Below are 17179 nucleotides of genomic sequence, written 5' to 3'. Positions count from 1 at the left end.
CCCCGTTTGGCTTTAGTAGATGTAGACCGCCTTTTCCTTGAAGAACCTTGCGGCCGCGTCGAAACGGGGCTCGAACCACTGGATGAGCCGCTCCTTCAGCAGAAGGTCGCCTACGCGCAGCACGCATTCGTCGTAGAGCGCATCGTCCTGCTCGCAGGTCACGCGCACGCGGTACGTGCCCTTTTCGAGCGCGCCGATGGACAGCGCGTCCGCGGTGAGGCCCGACGCGGTGGTGGCGTACCCCCCGCGCTCGTTTGTAATCGTCAGGGTAAACGTGGCGTCTGAGGGGAGGGCGGGCCAGGCGTAGAGGGAGAATCGAACGTTTTCGTTTGCCCGCTCAGGCGTCTCGTAGAGGAAGTTGCCGCCTTCATCCATGAGCTTGATGAACTGCGTGGGCCGTTCCTCACGCAGGGCGGCCTCCAGTTCGGTGAGGCCCGCCTGCTCGCCCTCCACCTCGGTCAGCATGAGCTCCATCCACTCGATGCCGTCCCGCTGCTCGAAGGTGACGGTGTTGGATGCGCCCAGCGGGTCGAGCGCGGGGATGTCGATGCGCGTGCCGTCGGAGAGCGTCAGCACCGCGGCGAGCACGTTGTCCGCAGCGCTCGGGTTGTCCCACAGCGTCACGGTGTTGAGGGATTGCGGGGCATCGAAGTCATAGCGCACGGTGCGCGCCTCGTCCGTGGGGCTCCAGATACCTGCGTCGAAGATCGTCTCGCGGATGTCCGTGGTGTCGAAGAGCTTGTAGTCGGTGAGCAGCGCCGCGTCGCCCGAGGAGGCGGTGACCCGCTGTCCGTAGAGCAGGCTGTCCGTCGCGCGCTCGAAGAAGACCTGGTCGCTGTTGGCGACCGCGCCGGAGCGCATGGTCGCGTACTGCGAGGCGTAATAGCTGTGTAGCTTGTACACGCCGTTGGCGCGCAGCGAGTAGGAAGCGTAGCCGTTCGGTACGGGGAAGCGCACGCGCTCCGACCAGCGGTAGGCGGGCGTCCCCAACGGATAGGTAGGTTCGCTGGGCGAAAGCGTTTCGAGCATGGGGATGTTGTAAAAGTCCTGCGGACCGTCCCAGGCGGTGAGGTAGCTGATCGCCTTGAACACCTGCGGGCGGTACGAGGGGTCTTCATGGAGCATTTGCCCCATCGCCTCTTCGAAGAGCAGGGAGGTCATGCGGTGATCGGCGTGCGGGTCGTAGTCCATGCAGAAGATCATGTCCGGGAAGAGCATGTCCACGAGATCGCGGATGTCCTTCAGGCAGTTGCCGCGGGTATACAGGTGCGGTTCTCCGTTGACCAGCGTGGAGAAGTCGTCGATGCCCGTGGTGCCGTAGGTCTGCTCCCGCTCGATCCACGAGAGCGCGGGCTCGTCCGGCGCGCGGTTGTACAGGTGCTCGCCGCGCCAGTCGTCGCCGTAGCCCAGAAAGTAGACGTTCTGCCTGGGGATGCCGAGGGAGTCCATGCATTCGACGGCTTCGTTCAAACGGTCGCTGGAAAGGCCCACGTTGTCGCCGTTGGTGACGAAGGCGACGTAGACTTCGCTGCCCGCGTTCACGAAGCTTTGGATCGTCGCGCCCGCCATGTTGACGTCGTCGTCCTGATGGGGGACGAGCACGAGCACGTACTTATCCCGCAAAAAGTCGCTGTTTTGAAAGCCCGTGTCCAGCGTCGCGTAGGAAGCCGTGGGGAGCGCCTGATAGGCGTACGCGGCGAGGAAGGGCGATGCGCCCATCACGACGACGAGCAGAAAGGCGGTCACGGCGCGCATGAAGCGAGGCCGCCAGAAGATGCGCGCGAACAGGTTGCCGGGAATGAACAGCGCGACGGCAAACACGAGCGCCGTGACCGCCGTCGTGACCGCGCAGACGACCGGCGCGTAGTGAATGGTGGAAAACGCCGCCAGCAGCGAGAAAAACGCGAGCACCAGTATGCGCCAGAGCCCGCGACCGATCAGCGATAAAGTGTAAAGAAAAAAGCCCCTTTTACGCATGGAACGCCTCCTTATAAAGAGAATACCGTTCCATTATAGGGCTTTTTGTCGTTTTCCGCAAGGATTATAAGGTGGGCACGGCCCCGCACTCCGGCAGGTGCCCAAAGGGGAAAGGAACGCCCAGCGCGTCGTACTTTTGCTGGCAGAGCTTTCGGAAGGGCAAAAGTTCCACCCTTTTGACGCAGGGGGTTCGCTCGGCCAGCGCCTTCAGCGCGAGAAGGCCCTCCGCGCCGTCCGTGACCGTGGGGATGACGACGCGGCGAAGCCACGTGTCGATGCCGCGCGCCGAAAGCTCCGAAAGGAAGCGCTCCGGCCCTGCGAGCGGACAGCCCACGTAGCGCCGGTACATCTCGTCCGTGGGCATTTTGTGGTCGAGCAGGCAAAGGTCGGTCACGTCCAGCACGGAGAGCGCCTCGTCCGTCAGGATGCAGCCGGAGGTGTCCAGCGTCGTATGGATGCCCGCTTCGCGGCAGCGGGCGAAGAGGGAGCGCACGAAGCCGCTTTGCAGCAGCGGTTCGCCGCCGGAGACGGTGACGCCGCCCTCCTCCCCGAAGTAGTCGCGGCAGCGCAGAATGCGCGCAAACGCCTGCGCGTCGTCGATTTCCGTGCCGCCCGCCGCATCCCACGTGTCGGGATTGTGGCAGCAGGCGCAGCGCAGCGGGCAGCCCTGCAGGAAGAGCACGAAGCGGATGCCGGGTCCGTCCAGCGTGCTGAAGGATTGGATAGAGTGCATGCGTCCGAGCATGGGCATATCGCCTCTCTTTCTGTGGATGCCGCGGCGCGGTTACATCGCCTCGTGGAACGTGCGCCTTATGACCTCGCGCTGCTGCTCGCGCGAGAGCTTCACGAAGTTGACCGCGTAGCCGGACACGCGGATCGTCAGGTTCGGGTAGTTTTCCGGGTGATCGTAGGCGTCCTGCAAGAGCTCGCGGTTCATGACGTTCACGTTGATGTGATGCGCGCCGCGGCCGAAGTAGCCGTCCAGCAGCGTGCAAAGGTTCCGCTGGCGCTCCGGCAGGGTCCTGCCCAGGGAATCGGGCACGATGGAGAAGGTGTTGGAGATGCCGTCGCGGCAGTCCGCGTAGGGCAGCTTGGCCACGGAATTGAGCGAGGCGAGGGCTCCGCAGGCCTCGCGCCCGTGCATCGGGTTCGCGCCCGGCGCGTAGGGCTCGCCCTTTTGGCGGCCGTCGGGTGTGGCGGCTGTCTTCTTGCCGTAGACCACGTTGGAGGTGATGGTCAGCACCGAGAGCGTGTGCGTCGCGCCCCGGTAGGCGGGGGTCTTACGGAGCTCCTCGATCATCTCGCGCACCATCTGAACGGCGATCTGGTCCACGCGGTCGTCGTCGTTGCCGAACTTGGGGAAGTCGCCCTCGCGCGTAAAGTCCACGATGTAGCCGTTTTCGTCGCGCACCGGGCGCACCTTGGCGTAGCGAATTGCGGAGAGCGAATCCGCGAGCACCGAAAGGCCCGCGACGCCGAACGCCATGAAGCGCTCCACGTCCGTGTCGTGCAGGGCCATCTGCGTCTTTTCATAGGCATACTTGTCGTGCATGTAGTGGATGACGTTCATCGTGTTCACGTAGAGCTCGCACAGCCAGGCGCGATAGGCGGCAAACCGCTCGCAGACCTCGTCGTAGTCGAGCACGTCGCCCGAAAGCACCTGCGAGCGCGGGCCGATGTCGAGTCCGGAAAGCGTGTCGTGGCCGCCGTTGAGCGCGAGCAGCAGCAGCTTGGGCAGGTTGCAGCGCGCGCCGAAGAACTGCATCTGGCGGCCCAGCTTCATCGCGGATACGCAGCAGGCGATGCCGTAGTCGTCGCCGTAGATCGGGCGCATCAGATCGTCGTTTTCGTACTGGATGGAGCTCGTCTCGCACGAGACCTTCGCGCAGAAGCGTTTAAAGGCCTCCGGCAGCGCCTTGGCGTAGAGCACGGTGAGGTTGGGCTCCGGCGCCGCGCCCAGCGTATACAGGGTGTTCAACATGCGGAAGGCGTTCTTCGTCACCAGCGTGCGGCCGTCCTCGCCCATGCCGCCGACGCTCTCCGTGATCCACATCGGATCGCCGCCGAACAGCTCGTTGTATTCCGGCGTGCGCAGGTGACGCGCCATGCGCAGCTTCATCACGAAGTCGTCCATCAGCTCCTGCGCGCCCTCTTCCGTGAGCAGCCCGCGGGCGATGTCGCGCTCGATGTAAATGTCCAGGAAGGTGGAGACGCGCCCGAGCGACATGGCCGCGCCGTTCTGCTCCTTGATGGAGGCGAGGTAGCCGAAGTACGTCCACTGGATAGCTTCGCGCGCGTTCCCGGCGGGCGCGGAGATGTTGTAGCCGTACAGCGAAGCCATCTCCTTCGTCTTTTGCAGGAAGGCGATCTGCTGGAAGAGCTCTTCGCTCTGGCGGATGCTGTCTACATCCATCAGGCTTTTGCCGATGGCCTGCTTGTCGCGCTGCTTTTCCTCGATCAGCCGGTCGATGCCGTACAGCGCCACGCGGCGGTAATCGCCGATGATGCGGCCGCGGCCGTAGGCGTCCGGCAGCCCCGTGATGACGCCGATTTTGCGGGCGCGGCGCATGTCGTCGGTATAGACGCGAAACACGCCGTCGTTGTGCGTGGTGCGGTACATGAATTCGTCCTTCAGCTTTTGAGACATCTCGCAGCCGTAGGCGCGGCAGGCGCCCTCTGCCATGCGCATGCCGCCGAAGGGATTGACGCCGCGCCGCAGCGGCGCCTCGGTCTGAAGGCCCACGATGAGCTCTTCCTCTTTGTCCAGATACCCCGGCGCGTAGTTGAGCAGGCTGGTCGCCACGTCCGTATTGATTGAAAGCACGCCGCCGCGCGCCTGCTCCTCTTTTTGCAGCGCCTGCAGCTTGCCCATCAGGCGCTTCGTGCGCGCGGTCGGGCCCATGAGGAAGGACTCGTCGCCCGAATAGGGCGTGTAATTCCTTTGAATGAAGTCGCGCACGTCGATGCGCTCCTGCCAGATGCCGGGGACAAAACCTTCGTAAGACGAATGATTCATACGCTCACCTCGTGAAGTGCTCCCGGAATTGCAACAAAAAAGGCAATCCCGGTGCGGGATTGCCCAGACGGTCGGCATACATCCTTCATGCTCCCCCGCGGTTGCCCGCGTGAATCCGTCAGTCACATGAAGTGAAATCAGTATAGCAGAGGGGCGCATCGTTGTCAACGGCGATTCCGGTGAAATTTCGCGGCTGGTTTTAGGCGCATTCAGGCGTCAAACCGGATGCGCAGCGTGAGCAGCGCGGCGGCTACGAGAAGCGCAGCGACGGCGGCGACGTCCAGCCAGGTGGGGAGGCTGAGCAATGCGCTGAGCGCAAGGTACAGCGCGCCCGCGCACGCGGCGCCGCAAAAGAGGCGAAGGTGCGCGCCGGCATAGGCGCGCCGCCTTTCGCGCCCGGCATCCCGCGCCGCCTCGAAGCTGGGGCCGCCGTTGATCCAGTAGACGTATTCGCCGCGCCAGATGAGATAAAAGAGCAGCGTAAGCAAGAGCAGCGTTAAAAGCAGGCTTACGCGGGTGATCGCCGCGCCGTCTAGGTGCAGCAGGGCATGCGCGAGCAACGGCACGCCGATGGAGAGGCAGAAAAACACCGCAAGCCAAAGCACGAACGGCTTATACGTCTTTCGGTAGGGATGGGATTGGAAATCCGGCATGCGCTTTTCCTCCTGAATTTTTTGCGTTACAGCGCCGTCCCACGGCTCGGCGCGAACAGCCGCTCCATCGCCGCGCCCTCGAGCGTCAAAAGCTGAATCTTCCTGTCGATGCCGCCGGCGTATCCGGTCAGGCTGCTGTTTGCGCCGACCACACGGTGGCAGGGGATGAGGATGCTGATGGGGTTGTGACCGACTGCGCCGCCCACGGCCTGCGCGCAGACGCTTTTGCCGGCGGCGGTCGAGAGCTCCCTGGCGATGGCACCGTAGGTGGTCACCTGACCATAGGGGATCTTTAAGAGGATGTCCCACACCGACCGGCGAAACGGGCTTCCCTCCGGCGCAAGCGGCAGCGTCATTTCCGGCGCTTCGCCGAGAAAGTAGCGGGTGAGCCACGCGGCGGCCTGCTGAAAGACCGGCAGCGAAACACAGGGTACCGGATCGGGCAGCTTTTCTCTGAAGTATTTTTGCCCCTGAATCCAAAGGCCCGTGATGCTTTGGCCGTCGCTGGCGAGGGTGAGCAGACCGACCGGCGAGGGATATTCCATCGTAAAACAGCTCGACATTCTTCCACGCTCCTCTGCGCCGCCGCGCGTCATTCGTGTTCCTTGCCCGTCATCTCGCGCACCTCCAGGCGAAGGAGCGCGGTGGCTTCGAGGGCCTTTTCCTCAAACGTCCAGCCGTCCCTGCCCGTCATGTGCTCCATGATGGCCTCAAGCGCCGCGCGCTTCGCCTGCGCATCCTCAAGGATGCGAACCGTGCCGTCGCCCATCACGCTTTGAAACCGGAAGGCGTGGGTGCAGGCTGTCTCGCCCGCATGCAGCAGGTGGTTTGTGTCCAGCTCGAAGCTGGCTTCGCCGCCGTTTTGAATCAGGCCGATCTTGCGTCCCTCTCGCGCGCTGTGAAAGTAAAAGACGCCTTTTCCGTTTTCGCGGCGGTAGCCGAAGTTCATCGGCACGATGTATGCCCGGCCCGCGTCCACAAGCCCCAGCCGGCAGCAATCGCAGCGGCGGATGATTTCGTCAATGCGCGCGGCGTCGGTAATCTCCCTGTCTTTTCTGCGCATCTTTGCCATTCCTTTCTTTTCTCCGACGGGCTTTAACGGATGGGAGCGCTTAAGCGCAGCCCCTGCCGCCACGCGGGCGCGGGGCCATCGTCGCCCCAATATTCGTCCAGCCGGACGATTTTGCCTTCCGCGAGCTCGAAGAAGGAAACCACGTGGAAGGAAGGGCCGCCGCCGCGTATCCAGACGCGGGCGACGGAAAGGACGCGGCCCTCCCCGAGGGATTCGGCGCGCTCCACCTCACCCGCCCAGCTGCCGGGGTATTCGCAGTTGGCGCGAAGGAAGCCATCCAGCGTGAAGCGTTCGTTCGTGTTGTGCCAAAGGATTTGGGCGTCCGGATGAAAAAAATTCCGTATCGCCTCTGCGTCCTGCGCGGCGATGGACGCAAAGTAGGGATGCAGCCATCGCTGGCTGTTCATGGATTTCCCTCCTTTTCGTCCTTTTCCGTGCCCAGTTCCCGCCGGACGACGGCCTCAAAATCCGGCAGGTCGCTCAGCGTGTAGCGGAAGGAGAGCCCCTCCAGCTTTTTTGCGAGCGCGCGCAGCTCGGATTCGGAGCAGTCCCGGCAGCACTTTGAAAAAATCGCGCCGCAGCTGAAGTAACCATGGCGGTTTGAAAAGGCGCACGCCGTCTCCTTGCACGAGGCGGGGAAGGACATGACAAAGTCGTATGCACATCCGCGCGCCCATGACAGAAAGGTCGCCTGGTATTCGTATTTTTTGCTCTGCGATTTCTTGCCGACCTCGTTTTGAAACTGCACGAGATGCAGCATCTCGTGTGCCGCGATGCTGCGAAGCTGAAAGGGCGTATACGCTGTGAGCGCTCTTTCGGGTACGATGATGTGAAGAACCGGGTCGTATTCCGCGAAGAAGCCCTTCTTGCGAAGCGCCAGGTAGACCTTGCCGTAAAGCTCCGGATAGCTCGCGAAGAGGGGCTCGATGTACTGCTTTGCGTAAATTTGCAGGAACTCCCTGCGCTCCGGCTTCGCCCGCTCGCACAGATAGCCCCAGCCCGCATCCGTCATGCGCATAGTGAGACCTTCTTTCTCCGAATTCACCGCCCTGTTTTCATCCATTATACACGCCGGACCGCGCCGCGTCCACCCGTTTGATAGGGCGGCCGGCCAAAATAGGAAGACGGCCCCGATGTCAGGGCCGTCTACTGGCCATCGACAAAGTCGATGGCCTCGTGCAAAATGAATAAACATTTTGCACGAATGTCACGGGAGAAGTTTTCCTCCGCAAATGCTGCGCATTTGACTACGGAAAACACCCCGCCCGACCGGCAAAGCCGGTCGATACGATTCCCCATGAAGGGGAAACTTCCCCTTCATGCATCCCCTTTTACAAGGCGATACTTTGTCAACGGTCTGAGACGGCCCCGATGTCAGGGCCGTCTCGCTTATTGATCCGGATACTGCCTGCTTACGAAGTCGCGGAATTCCTTTTCGGAATGGATGTTGCACGCGTGCTGCTGCACAGCGCCCTGCACGTAGTCGGGCAGGGAACGGAACAGCCTCCTGGCCTCCTTGTCGTCGGCCAGCACGTCGTACAGATCGGTATACTCAGCCATGCTCATCACCTCGGCCTTAGTCTTCGCAGAGGCGGCCGCCGTATGCAGGGAAATCAATCCGTACAGATCACGGCGTGGCAGGCTTTTTCGATGGAAAAAGCTTCAAAATAACGCTCTTCCAGCGGGATCCATTCCCGCTCAAAGCGGGCGAGCATCTCTGCCCCGCTGCGCGCGAGGATGCGGCGGCGCTGCGTCTGGGACGAAACGGTCAAAAAGAGCTTTACATGATAGGAACGCGCGATTTCGGGGTGCAGGCAGTAGACGCCCTCCACCACGCGAACGCGCGCGGCGGGCACCTGCACCGCATCCTGGGAAAGCGCGCCCGCATGGCAGTTGTAGGGGAGATAGGCGAAGGCCTCCCCGCTCAGCAGCTCCGGCAGCACCTCGCGCGAAAAGCGCTCGCGGTCCACGTTGCCGCCGGGCTGCGCGAGGCGCTCGGGCGTCTTGCGCTCCGGCGACAGGAAGAAGTCGTCCATGTGCACGGCGGGTGCGCCGTAGAGCTCGCAGAGCAGCGCGGAGAGCGTCGTCTTGCCGGAGCCGCAGCGCCCGTCGATGGCGACGATCGTTTCCTGTCCGCAGGAGAGACGCGCGTCGATTCGGGTCAGGGCGGGGAGGTATTTAAGGTCGTCTTCGAGCACCACGCGATAGGCGGGCGCGTACGCTTCGCGGTAGGCATCGCTGTGGTGCACGGCAGGGCTTCCGCGCAGCTTGTAGTCCGTCAGGTAGGCTTCCAGCGCCTGCGGCGTGAAGGGGCAGCCTCCCGCCTGACAGAGTGCGCGCAGGGCGGAGAGCCGCTCGCTGAAATCCCGCATCGTGCCCCGGCAGCGGTTGGCCGCGCGCACGAACAGGGCGTTCATCGTCTCGGGCAGAAGGCCGAGGCGGCGCGCGCCGGCGAGGTTCAGCCGCGCGTAGCCGCCGCCGATCGGTTCAAAGAGCGGCTCGTCCCGGTCCGGCAGCGCGAAGAGCTCTTCCTTCAGGAAAGCGAGGCTCTTTTCTGCGTCCGCGATCATGTGACCGCCTGCAAAGGCGCTTTGATAGCATAGCTTGACCGCGTCCGCGGGCTGCGATGCGGGATGGGCGCGCAGGGATGCGCGCAGAAATTCTGACATGCGAGGACCTTCCTTTGGAATGGCGTTGAGATTGCCCCGGGGAGATGTTTTCCCGCGCGGGGACGGCTCAGGCGGCGGTGCTTTTCAGATCCTTTACGCCCGGCACGCGCTCGATCAGCGGCACGAGCAGGGGAATCGCGACGAGCTGGATGACGATGCCCGGCAGGGCGTTGACGAACGCGCCCGCGATGAAGGCGGCGAACGTGTAGGCGTTGCCCTGCGCGCTGTAGAGCAGGGTGTTGACCACGCCCATCACCACGCGCCCGAGCAGCAGCGAAAGCACGAGGGAAAGGAGCACGGTGAGCGGCTGCTTGAGCGGGAGCCTTGGGCGCAGCACGCCGTAAAGCAGTCCGCTGAACGCGCCGTAGGCGGCCAGCTCACAGGCCATCGAGACGGCGGTGGGGAAGATCGGCGGCATGCCGCTCATGACGCTGGAGAGCAGCGGCGTCAGCGCGCCGCAGGCCAGTCCATAGGGCCAGCCGCAGATGAATCCGCACAGCAGCACCGGGATGTGCATCGGCAGAAAGACCGAGCCGACGGTGCGCCAGGCGGAGTGGAACACGGCGGGCATCACGACGCCGAGGGCGGTAAAGAGTGCGGCGAGGACGAGGCGAAGGGTTGCGTTGCGTTTCATGAAACATTCCTCCATTTCTTGCCGGCTCCCTGGGGGAGCGCAGGGCGCCTTCATGACGCCCGACATAAAATGGAAAACAGGGGATGCGCGCGGCCTTCTGGCCGTAAGTTTTTTTATTATACCGCAACCGATGCCGGGTTACAAGAAGGGCGATGACTTTCATAGACAAATGTGATAAAATATACGCAGAATTGAAACGCGAAAGGGCGTGGCGACGTGCGTTATCTGTTAGGCGTGGATTTGGGCACTTCCGGCACCAAGACGGTGCTTTTTAATGAGGCGGGGCAGGCCGTGGCAAACCACACGGCGGAATACCCGATGCATCAGCCGCACAACGGATGGGCGGAGCAGGACCCGGAGGACTGGTATCGCGCGGTGTGCGAGGGCGCGCAGGCGGTCCTCGCGGCGGCGCATGTGAAGTCGGGGGACGTGGTTTCCGTCGGGCTTTCGGGCCAGATGCACGGGCTGGTGATGCTGGACGCAGAGGGGCGCGTGCTGCGGCGGGCGATCCTGTGGTGCGACCAGCGTACAGGCGCGCAGGCCGAGCACATGAAGCAGCTCATCGGCGCGCAGCGGCTCATCGAGATCACGGCCAACCCCGCGATGACGGGCTTTACCGCGGCGAAGATCCTCTGGGTGCAGGAAAACGAGCCGGAATTGTACGCGCGCTGCCGGCATATCCTGCTGCCGAAGGATTACATCCGCTACCGCCTGACGGGCGAATGGGCGACCGAGGTGTCGGACGCCTCCGGCATGCAGCTCATGGACGTGGCGAACCGCTGCTGGTCGGCCGAGGTGCTGGAGAAGCTTTCGATCGACCGGGCGCTGCTTTCGCCCATCTACGAATCGCCCGACGTGACCGGCCGGGTGCATGCGCGGGCTGCGGAGGAGACGGGCCTGCGCGCGGGTACGCCCGTCGTAGGCGGCGCGGCGGACAACTCCGCCGCCGCAGTCGGCACGGGCGTGGTCAGGAGCGGCGCGGCCTTTACCACGCTGGGCACCTCCGGCGTCGTGTACGCGATCTCTGACAGCGTCTCCATCGACCCGAAGGGGCGCATCCATACCCTGTGTGCCTCCGTGCCCGGCAAGTGGACGGCCATGAGCTGCACGCTGGCCGCAGGGCTTTCCCTGCGCTGGCTGCGCGACACCTGCTGCGAGGGCGAGGTGCTCCGCGCGCGGGAGGAGGACGTCGATCCCTACGTGCTGATGGGCAACATGGCCTCCTGCGTGCCGTTGGGCTCCGACAGGCTGATCTACCTGCCCTATCTCATGGGCGAGCGCTGCCCGCATCCCGACCCGGACTGCCGCGGCGTGTTCTTCGGCCTGTCCGCGATGCACACGCGCGCCCACCTCATCCGCGCGGTGATGGAGGGCGTCGGCTATTCGCAGGCCGAGTGCGTGGAGGTCTTCCGCGAGATGGGGGTGCCGGTGGAGCGCATGACCGCCTGCGGCGGCGGCGCGCGCAGCCCCCTGTGGCGGCAGATGCTTTCCGACCTGTACGGCTGCCCGGTTTCCACCCTCGCGGTGGACGAGGGCCCGGCGCTGGGCGCGGCCATTCTGGCGGGCGTGGGCGCGGGCGTCTACGAGAGCGTAGAACAGGCTGCGGACGCTGTGATCCGCAGGGACGCCACGCAGCAGCCCGACGCGGCGGCGCACGCGGCCTATCAGCCGTATTTCGATCTGTATAAGCGCCTGTACCGCAGCATGCGGGCGGACTTCAAGGCGCTTGCGAGCCTTTGAGAAGGGGATGCTTTCATGAAATTTCTGGACGATCTGCGCGACCGGCTTGCCCGGTTCATGCAGGGCCGGTGCGGCCCGGACGCGCTTTCGCGCACGCTGCTCTACGGCGCGCTGCCTTTTCTGGTGCTGGGCGTCCTGCCCCCGCTGTCGCTGCTCACGCTCGTCGCTTACGCCATGATCGGCTGGGCGCTGTTTCGGATGCTTTCTACCAACTTTACGTCCCGCCGTATGGAAAATGAAAAGTTCCTGCTGATGGCGCAGCCGCTGCGTCATAAGGTAGAGGAGCGCTATAACCGCTTCAAAAACAGGGACAAGTACGCCTACTTCACCTGCCCCAAGTGCCGCGGCAAGCTGCGCATCCCGAAGGGCGTGGGCGAGGTCACCGTGACCTGCAAGCTGTGCGGCCACAAGTTCGACCGGAAGGCCTGAGGGCGGGCACGCAGGATACGGCGGGCCGCTTGCCCGTAGGGGAGGTGCGCAATGCGCCGGGGACTTAATTTTTTCGAGCGGCTGTTGCTTTGCCTGTGCGTGATCGCGCTCGTCCCGACGGGCCTGCTGGGGCTATACTTTCGGCGGATGACCACGCGCACGCTGATCGAGGCGCAGGCGCAGCAGACGCGCGAGACGGCTTACGCGGTGAGCTTGGCCGTGGACGCGCTGTGCGCGCGCTACAGCGACACGCTGACCGTCCTCGCACGCACGCCTGCGGTGCACGACTTCATACGCGGCGACGGCGCGCAGGCGCGCGGCGTGAGCGCTCTGCTCGACCTCGCGCTTTCGAGCGCGCAGGAGGAGGCGGCGCTCTACGTGGTTTCGGAGGAGGCGGTGCTGCTTTCGACCGACGAACCGCCGGAGCAGATCGACCCGGCGCGCGGCGGCGAAGCGCTTCGGCGGGCGCACGCGGCCGCCGACCCGTTCGTGCTGGTGACGCCGTACCGCTCGGCGCACGGCCAAAGGTACGCCGTCACGCTCTGCCGGGCGGTGCGCTACCGGGCGGAGGTCATCGGCTACGTCGCCTGCACGCTCACCCGCGACGCGCTGACGCAGGCGTATTCCCCTTACGTGCAGAAGGCGGGCGCGCAGGCGCTGCTTTGCGACGCGGCGGGCGCCGTGGCGCTGGACATGCTCGATCCGCGGCGCGAGGGAAGCGTCCTTTCGGACGAGCAGACGCTTCAAATGCTGCAAACGCCGGGCGACGCGCGCCTCGACGACGCATGGATCGGGGTGCAGCCCGGCGCGCATGGAGCGCTGCGCATTTTGTGCGCCACGTCCCTTTCCTCGGTGGAGCGCGCGGGCGAGATGTTCACGAACATCACCGTGCTGGCCTGCCTCGTCACGGGAGCCAGCTGCATCGCGGTCGCGCTGCTGTTCGCGCGCTACCTTTCACGGCCCGTGCGTAGGCTTTCCAAGGCCATGGAGCGCGTCGCGGCGGGCGCGATCGGCACGCACATCGAGGAACGAAGGGGGGACGAATTCGGCGCGCTCGCCCACTCGTTCAACCGCATGTCCGATCAGCTTCAGGACGTGGTCGATCAGCTGGTGCGCCGTCAGGACGCGGAGCGCAGCGCGCAGTACCGCGCCCTGCAGGCGCAGGTCAATCCCCATTTCCTGTACAACACGCTGGATACCATCAAATGGCTCATCAAGCTGAACCGAAACGACGACGCGGCGCAGGTGACGACCCAGTTCGCCCGGCTGATGCGCGCGAGCACCGAGCGGGGCGAGGAGTTCGTGACGCTTGACGAGAGCCTGAGGCTCATCAAGAGCTACGTAAAGATTCAAAGCCTGCGTTACGAGTCGTTTACCTACGAAGAGGACGTGGACGCGGAGCTGATGGAGGAACGCCTGCCGCGCCTGCTGCTCCAGCCGCTCGTGGAGAACGCGATCGTGCACGGCCTTGCCGGGCGCGCGGACGGCAGGCTGATCCTGCGCGCCCGCGCGCAGGAAGGGCGGATGTGCATCGAGGTGGAGGACAACGGCGCGGGCATCGAGCCGGAGCGGATGCAGGACGTGCTGGACGGAAGGCGCGCGGAGGACGGGCGCGAACACGTGGGCGTCGCCAACGTGCAGGGAAGGCTTCGCCTGCACTACGGCGAGGATTGCGGGCTGGAGCTCGTCAACAGGCCGGAGGGCGGCCTGTGCGTGCGGCTCGTAATACCCAGAATGCGCGGGGAGGAAGAGACGTGTACAAGGTGATCCTCGTGGAGGACGAAACGCTGCTGCGGCGCGGCCTGCTCATGACGACCCCCTGGCAGCAGCTGAACATGGAGGTCGTGGGCGAGGCGGCGACCGGGACGGAGGGGCTTGCGCTGATCGAGCGGGTTCATCCGGACATCGTGATGACCGACATCAGGATGCCGGGCATGGACGGCCTTGCGATGATCCGCGCGGCGGAGCCGGAGGGCGCGGGCGCGTACATCGTGCTGACGGGCTTTGGCGAGTTTCAGCTCGCGCGCGAGGCGCTGCAGCTGGGCGTGTGCGATTACCTGCTCAAGCCCGTGGACGACGAGGAGCTGGTGGCGGCCTTGCGCCGCGCCGCGGCCCGCGCGGACAGGCGCAAGCTGCACGAGCAGATGGTCGAGCAGGCGGGCACGCGCCTGGAAGAGTTCGAGCAGCGCGCGCAGCACATGGGCGGCGACCAGTATGTGGAGGCGGCCGTGCGCATCATCCACGAGCAGTACGCCATGCCGCTGACCCTGCGCGAGGTCGCGCAGACGCTGCATGTGTCCGAGAGCCACCTCAGCCATCTGTTTCAGAAGCACACGGCGTTTTCGTTTGTGGAATTCCTCACCTTTTACCGCATCAAGCGGGCCGTGGCGCTCCTTCAGGATCCCTCTATCCGCGTCTACGAGGTGGCGGACTTGATCGGCTACCGCGATTTTCGCTACTTCAGCCAGACGTTTAAGAAGATCGTCGGCGTGACGCCCAGCGAATACCGAGAGGGAAAGCGGGCCTGACCCCAAGCCCGAAGGCCGGGGAGAACCGTTGTCGATTCAAATGTGAAGAATTGAAGAGGATGCAAAGCGTGAAAAAACGAACCGTCATTCTTCTCCTCGCGTTTTTGATGGTGCTGCCAGGCTGTTCGGCCTTACGGCCCGATTCCCCGGCAGAGCGATCTCACGCTTTAGCCGGTCAACCGGCGGCCGGATCGGAAGTCGCCGCGCCTGCGCCGGAACGAATGGAAACGATGCCTGCGCTGATGGAGGAGATCAACCGCAAGCACGAGGCCGTTGTAAAGCCCGAAATCAAGTTTGCGGACTACATCCACGGCTCCCCTGACAAGGCGTTCGATTTAACCGCCTACGGGCAGGGAAAAAGATACGACGAGGCGGCGCTTTTGTCGGCCAAGCAGGTGATGCGCGATGTGGACGTTTTGTTCAAGGCGCTGCAATCCGCCTACGGCCCCTATCATTATTTCGGCGGCGACGATGTCTTCCTGGAGGCGGAGGGAAGCGTTCTTGAGCGGTGCAAGGCCCAAAAGAGCCTGACTGCGGGCGAGCTGTCCGCCCTTCTCGTCGAGCAGCTGCGGTTCATTCGCGATGCGCATTTTACGATAAACGGCGTACGATTTTTTGAGCCGGTAAAAGCGCACGTTTACAACCTGGGTTCTGCCTACCTGAGGGCTGGAGAGGCGTATGTCACGGCGGACGGCGGGCGTGTCGTAGCGTCCATCGCGGAGAAACCGCCCGAAGAGCTGCTCCGCCTGTCCATTTCCCCAGAGGGAGAGGTCGTCTATTATCCGGTTGTGCTGCTGGAAAATGGGCTCGTCCCCGAACCGCTGTGTGTGCGGTATGCTGACGGCGGCAGTGAAACACTGCTGCCGCCCGAGTGGAAATCCGGTTATGAGCAAAGCGGCGTGCAGGTGGAGCTGCGCGATAGGCAGGGCATCCCCGTGCTCTTCGCGCGCAGCATGGATTTTGATCAGGCGCCGGGCGGAGAAAATGGGAAGGTGTTTTTGCGCTACGCGGAGCAGCTGCGGGAATCGCCTGTATCCATGGTAGACATGCGTTCCAATGGCGGAGGCAACGGCATCTTGCCCCTCAAGTGGCTTTCGGCCTTCACCGGCACGCAGGTTACTACAAACCATCTGACGTTCCAGCGCTGGAACGAAGAGGAGATGCGCGCCTACGGGCAGGACCCGAAAAATCCCTATTACGTCCCGATAGAGGAAATGCAAACCTATGACGGAAGCGCGCCCTTTAACGCAGAGTATAGGATAAACGGCGATTTGCCGGACAACTTTGTCCCCAGCGAGCCGCTGCTCTTGATACTTACGGGGAAAAATACCGCCTCCGCCGCCGAAATCTTTGTGGATGCGGCTATGAATGTGGAAAACACCTTGATAATAGGTCAGAACACCTACGGCATGTTGCTGAGCAACGCCTACACAGCCTTGGTCTTGCCGGAAAGCGGAATTGTGGTTCAGTTGGGAAGCGATCTCCGGGTGTTTGCAGAGGGCAGTTTTGAGGAATACGTCGGGTACTCTCCTGATCTTTGGGTGAGCGAGGCGGAGGCGGAGGAGCTTGCCGTCAAATTGGTCCAGAACCTGATGCGCTGACATCGCAGCCGGACGGATGGATTGGATGTGCGTTCCTCGCGGGCGCTTTAAGCGACTTTGCGTCTCCTCCGGTTGACGAAATCACAAAAGGGCACATCCCATGCGGCGATGTGCCTTTTTCTGGTTCAGCATATTTTGGCGTCAGGCCGCCTTTTCCTCCCGGCTCAGCTTCCGGTAATACCAGAGCCCGGCCGCGCTGATGAGCCCGGTCAGCAGGAACACCGCCGCGGCGAAGAGGTAGTTTTGCTGCCCCAGCGCGCTGCCGCCGAGGGTGGAGGTGATGATCGACGGGATGCGCGCGATACCGGTCACCAGCAGCACGTCGGTGAGGCGCATGCGCGTCAGCCCAAGGCCGTAGTTGAGCAGATCCTTGGGCGACCCGGGAATGAAGAAGATCACGAACACCAATAGCTTCAGGCGCTTGGTGTTTTGCAGAAAGCCGAGGGAGTCGATCTGCTCCTGCTTGAAGAAGAGGCGCATCAGCCGCGTGCCGTAGCGGCGGGTGAGCGGCACCACCACCAGGCAGCCGAGCAGCGCGCCAATCAGGCAAAGCGCCATTCCCTGCCAGGCGCCGAAGGCGTAGCCCGCCGCGATTTCGAGCGGCTCGCCGGGGAGCACCGCGATGGCGACCTGAAGGAACATCAGCCCTACGCAGGCGAGCTGGCCCCAGATGCCCTTGTCTGAAACCCAGTCGCGGAATGTCTGGGGATCCTTCACCAGGTTCATCAGCGGCTCCGACAGCGCAAGCGCGAGAACCGCCAGGCAGGCAGCGCCCGCGAGCAGAAGACAAACGCCCTTTGCCTTCGATCGATCGATCTTCTTTCCGTTCAAAAAAACACGCTCCTTGCGATCGGGCGGCG

17 protein-coding genes and 1 riboswitch are annotated in these 17179 nt (G+C 63.7%); of the genes, 5 read left to right on the top strand and 12 right to left on the bottom strand.

The genetic code is table 11. The features are described 5' to 3' along the window. Positions 1 to 12: 12 nt before the first annotated feature. From C1725_RS15205 to C1725_RS15155, 11 genes are all read right to left on the bottom strand, one after another. Positions 13 to 1977 (bottom strand): PIG-L family deacetylase, encoded by a 1965-nt coding sequence (locus tag C1725_RS15205; RefSeq protein WP_102412410.1) that lies wholly within the window; start codon positions 1975 to 1977, stop codon positions 13 to 15. A gap of 64 nt (positions 1978 to 2041) precedes the next feature. Next, positions 2042 to 2722, bottom strand: coding sequence for a pyruvate formate-lyase-activating protein (gene pflA / locus C1725_RS15200; protein WP_346026714.1), 681 nt, complete (start codon positions 2720 to 2722; stop codon positions 2042 to 2044). Positions 2723 to 2761: 39 nt separating this feature from the next. Continuing rightward, positions 2762 to 4993 (bottom strand): formate C-acetyltransferase, encoded by a 2232-nt coding sequence (gene pflB / locus C1725_RS15195; RefSeq protein ID WP_102412408.1) that lies wholly within the window; start codon positions 4991 to 4993, stop codon positions 2762 to 2764. A gap of 54 nt (positions 4994 to 5047) precedes the next feature. Continuing rightward, a riboswitch (ZMP/ZTP riboswitch) is annotated at positions 5048 to 5129 on the bottom strand. Positions 5130 to 5202: 73 nt separating this feature from the next. After that, entirely contained in the window at positions 5203 to 5646 is a 444-nt protein-coding gene (locus C1725_RS15190; protein WP_102412407.1) for a hypothetical protein, read from the bottom strand. Between the two features lie 26 nt (positions 5647 to 5672). After that, complete coding sequence (locus C1725_RS15185) at positions 5673 to 6209, bottom strand: methylated-DNA--[protein]-cysteine S-methyltransferase (RefSeq protein ID WP_102413364.1); 537 nt, start codon at positions 6207 to 6209, stop codon at positions 5673 to 5675. Between the two features lie 29 nt (positions 6210 to 6238). Then, on the bottom strand, positions 6239 to 6709 hold the full coding sequence (locus tag C1725_RS15180; RefSeq protein WP_102413363.1) for a pyridoxamine 5'-phosphate oxidase family protein: 471 nt from the start codon (positions 6707 to 6709) through the stop codon (positions 6239 to 6241). Between the two features lie 32 nt (positions 6710 to 6741). Next, positions 6742 to 7125: a nuclear transport factor 2 family protein gene (locus C1725_RS15175; protein ID WP_102412406.1), complete on the bottom strand. Its 384-nt coding sequence runs from the start codon at positions 7123 to 7125 to the stop codon at positions 6742 to 6744. Beyond that, positions 7122 to 7736 carry a hypothetical protein gene (locus C1725_RS15170; protein WP_102412405.1) on the bottom strand — a complete coding sequence of 205 codons (615 nt, stop codon included), beginning with the start codon at positions 7734 to 7736 and terminating at the stop codon, positions 7122 to 7124. The genes C1725_RS15175 and C1725_RS15170 overlap by 4 nt, the downstream gene beginning before the upstream one ends. A gap of 371 nt (positions 7737 to 8107) precedes the next feature. Further along, positions 8108 to 8278, bottom strand: a complete 171-nt coding sequence (locus tag C1725_RS19450) for a hypothetical protein (RefSeq protein ID WP_346026713.1) — start codon at positions 8276 to 8278, stop codon at positions 8108 to 8110. Between the two features lie 53 nt (positions 8279 to 8331). Then, positions 8332 to 9387, bottom strand: coding sequence for a hypothetical protein (locus tag C1725_RS15160; RefSeq protein ID WP_102412403.1), 1056 nt, complete (start codon positions 9385 to 9387; stop codon positions 8332 to 8334). A gap of 67 nt (positions 9388 to 9454) precedes the next feature. After that, complete coding sequence (locus C1725_RS15155; RefSeq protein ID WP_102412402.1) at positions 9455 to 10021, bottom strand: ECF transporter S component; 567 nt, start codon at positions 10019 to 10021, stop codon at positions 9455 to 9457. A 216-nt stretch (positions 10022 to 10237) separates the two neighbouring features. On the opposite strand from C1725_RS15155, the gene xylB reads away from it, so the two are divergent. The 5 genes from xylB to C1725_RS15130 all read left to right on the top strand — a co-directional run bounded on the left by xylB (position 10238) and on the right by C1725_RS15130 (position 16319). After that, positions 10238 to 11761, top strand: a complete 1524-nt coding sequence (xylB, locus tag C1725_RS15150) for a xylulokinase (RefSeq protein WP_102412401.1) — start codon at positions 10238 to 10240, stop codon at positions 11759 to 11761. A 15-nt stretch (positions 11762 to 11776) separates the two neighbouring features. Then, positions 11777 to 12190 (top strand): hypothetical protein, encoded by a 414-nt coding sequence (locus tag C1725_RS15145; RefSeq protein WP_102412400.1) that lies wholly within the window; start codon positions 11777 to 11779, stop codon positions 12188 to 12190. A gap of 51 nt (positions 12191 to 12241) precedes the next feature. Beyond that, positions 12242 to 13957 carry a histidine kinase gene (locus C1725_RS15140; protein ID WP_102412399.1) on the top strand — a complete coding sequence of 572 codons (1716 nt, stop codon included), beginning with the start codon at positions 12242 to 12244 and terminating at the stop codon, positions 13955 to 13957. After that, positions 13945 to 14718 (top strand): response regulator, encoded by a 774-nt coding sequence (locus C1725_RS15135; RefSeq protein WP_102412398.1) that lies wholly within the window; start codon positions 13945 to 13947, stop codon positions 14716 to 14718. Before C1725_RS15140 ends, C1725_RS15135 begins: the two co-directional genes overlap by 13 nt. Before the next feature lie 68 nt (positions 14719 to 14786). Next, the gene (locus C1725_RS15130) at positions 14787 to 16319 is read left to right on the top strand and encodes a S41 family peptidase (protein ID WP_346026712.1); all 1533 of its coding nucleotides are present in this window, start codon (positions 14787 to 14789) and stop codon (positions 16317 to 16319) included. Between the two features lie 141 nt (positions 16320 to 16460). Here C1725_RS15130 and C1725_RS15125 read toward each other — a convergent pair whose 3' ends face one another. Next, positions 16461 to 17150, bottom strand: a complete 690-nt coding sequence (locus C1725_RS15125; protein WP_102412396.1) for a VTT domain-containing protein — start codon at positions 17148 to 17150, stop codon at positions 16461 to 16463. Between the last annotated feature and the right edge of the window lie 29 nt (positions 17151 to 17179).

The sequence above is a fragment of the Beduinella massiliensis genome, from assembly GCF_900199405.1.
Taxonomy (GTDB): Bacteria; Bacillota; Clostridia; order Christensenellales; family Aristaeellaceae; genus Beduinella; species Beduinella massiliensis.
This window is presented reverse-complemented; position numbering and strand designations above follow the sequence as displayed.

Excerpts from the sequence above, each read along its gene's own strand:
- C1725_RS15205 (WP_102412410.1), bottom strand. The coding sequence starts at position 1,977 with ATGCGTAAAAGGGGCTTTTTTCTTTACACTTTATCGCTGATCGGTCGC.
- pflA (WP_346026714.1), bottom strand. The coding sequence starts at position 2,722 with ATGCTCGGACGCATGCACTCTATCCAATCCTTCAGCACGCTGGACGGA.
- pflB (WP_102412408.1), bottom strand. The coding sequence starts at position 4,993 with ATGAATCATTCGTCTTACGAAGGTTTTGTCCCCGGCATCTGGCAGGAG.
- C1725_RS15190 (WP_102412407.1), bottom strand. The coding sequence starts at position 5,646 with ATGCCGGATTTCCAATCCCATCCCTACCGAAAGACGTATAAGCCGTTC.
- C1725_RS15185 (WP_102413364.1), bottom strand. The coding sequence starts at position 6,209 with ATGTCGAGCTGTTTTACGATGGAATATCCCTCGCCGGTCGGTCTGCTC.
- C1725_RS15180 (WP_102413363.1), bottom strand. The coding sequence starts at position 6,709 with ATGCGCAGAAAAGACAGGGAGATTACCGACGCCGCGCGCATTGACGAA.
- C1725_RS15175 (WP_102412406.1), bottom strand. The coding sequence starts at position 7,125 with ATGAACAGCCAGCGATGGCTGCATCCCTACTTTGCGTCCATCGCCGCG.
- C1725_RS15170 (WP_102412405.1), bottom strand. The coding sequence starts at position 7,736 with ATGCGCATGACGGATGCGGGCTGGGGCTATCTGTGCGAGCGGGCGAAG.
- C1725_RS19450 (WP_346026713.1), bottom strand. The coding sequence starts at position 8,278 with ATGGCTGAGTATACCGATCTGTACGACGTGCTGGCCGACGACAAGGAG.
- C1725_RS15160 (WP_102412403.1), bottom strand. The coding sequence starts at position 9,387 with ATGTCAGAATTTCTGCGCGCATCCCTGCGCGCCCATCCCGCATCGCAG.
- C1725_RS15155 (WP_102412402.1), bottom strand. The coding sequence starts at position 10,021 with ATGAAACGCAACGCAACCCTTCGCCTCGTCCTCGCCGCACTCTTTACC.
- C1725_RS15145 (WP_102412400.1), top strand. The coding sequence starts at position 11,777 with ATGAAATTTCTGGACGATCTGCGCGACCGGCTTGCCCGGTTCATGCAG.
- C1725_RS15140 (WP_102412399.1), top strand. The coding sequence starts at position 12,242 with ATGCGCCGGGGACTTAATTTTTTCGAGCGGCTGTTGCTTTGCCTGTGC.